We start from the raw sequence: 1,510 nt of genomic DNA, 5'->3' as shown, positions 1-1,510 counted from the left end.
AATGAAAGCAGCGATTATAAAAGAATATGGTGATGTTACACAACTTGAAATTACGAATACCAATAAACCTGTTGTCAATAATGATGAAGTTTTAGTTGAAAACGTGGCTACGAGTATCAATCCCATTGATTACAAAGCACGTCAAGGTCTACTTCAATCAATGTTTAACTGGCAATTTCCAGTAATTTTGGGATGGGATGTAGCTGGTAAGATTGTTGCCATCGGAGATCAAGTAACAGATTTTAATATAGGAGATGAAGTTTTTGCTCGTCCAGATATTGATCCTCTTGGTTTAAACGGGTCCTACGCAGAATATACTGCTGTTAAAGCTGACAAGTTAGCTTTAAAACCTAGCAATATTAATTTTGAACAGGCCGCTGCGGTCCCTTTGGCAGGCTTAACAGCTTTGCAAATGTTGAGGCAACTTAATTTGCAAGCAGGACAAAAAATATTGATTCAAGGTGGTGCAGGAGGAGTCGGAATTTTTGCGATTCAATTAGCCAAACAAATGGGTGCTTTCGTTGCTACTACTGCGAGTGCTAATAACAGTGAATTTGTTGAATCATTGGGCGCTGATTTAGTGATTGACTATCACAGAAATAACATTGATGAAGTACTGTCTAATTATGATGCTGTGCTTGATACCGTAGGCGATATTGAACGTGGTGTTAGCATACTGAGGAGCGGCGGACATTTTGTGACAATTTCAAGTTCATTAACTGATGATCAAAAAGCAATATCGGATAAGCACGTCATGGCAGGTTGGTTACAGCCTAATGGTGAGGATTTAGCGTTATTAGCTAACGAAATTGAGAGTAATCATTTGAAAGTCGTACTAGACAGTACTTATCCGTTTACTACTGACGGAATCCAATCTGCCCAAAAGCGTATTGAAACACATCATGCCCGTGGGAAAGTTGTTGTTAAAATAAAAGATAAAGCTTAAATTTTTAAATCAATAAGGAGAAATATATGATTGGAACTATTTTAGTTATTTTCGTGGCTATCGAGGCCATTGGTATCATGATTTTAGAAATGTTTGGCTCATCGGGCCAGCAGGCTAAAGCATTTGAATTGGAAGAAGCTTTTGTGAAATTACCAGGAGTCAAAACTTTATTAGCAAATCAAGGTATATATAATGGACTTTTTGGCGCCTTGATTATTGGAACAGTTTTGCTTTTGACAAGATCACAACAATTAGTAATGCTAAGGTTAGAAATGCTTTTTGTTCTGCTAGCGGCAGTCTATGGTAGTCTCACTGCAGCCAGAAAAATTATTATTATGCAAGGACTTCCTGCTGTTCTTGCGCTTCTTTTGCTATTTTTTTAATATATGTATTATTTAGAAAATAAATGTAAGATGAATGGAACAATACTCTGAAAAAATGAACTTTGTCATTTATGTACAGTAGCTTAAATTGTAAGTTTAGGATTGATAAATTATAATCGTTCTTTTGACGGTGCAGATAAGATTAAATTATTGATTTATTAACAACGGAGCATTGGCACTT

The 1,510-nt window shown here is 36.0% G+C and carries 2 protein-coding genes; both read left to right on the top strand.

Annotation, left to right across the window (positions count from 1 at the left end; translation table 11 throughout):
* Position 1 precedes the first annotated feature (1 nt).
* A complete protein-coding gene (locus FF105_RS11465; RefSeq protein ID WP_147651530.1) occupies positions 2 to 946 on the top strand; it encodes an NADP-dependent oxidoreductase in 945 nt (314 codons plus the stop codon).
* A 26-nt stretch (positions 947 to 972) separates the two neighbouring features.
* Positions 973 to 1,329 (top strand): DUF1304 domain-containing protein, encoded by a 357-nt coding sequence (locus tag FF105_RS11460; RefSeq protein ID WP_290046918.1) that lies wholly within the window; start codon positions 973 to 975, stop codon positions 1,327 to 1,329.
* The last annotated feature ends 181 nt before the right edge of the window (positions 1,330 to 1,510 follow it).

The sequence above is a fragment of the Leuconostoc sp. UCMA20149 genome (assembly GCF_030400235.1).
GTDB lineage: Bacteria > Bacillota > Bacilli > Lactobacillales > Lactobacillaceae > Leuconostoc > Leuconostoc pseudomesenteroides.
The sequence above is the reverse complement of the archived record's forward strand: the minus strand, read 5'-3'. Positions and strand labels throughout refer to the sequence as shown.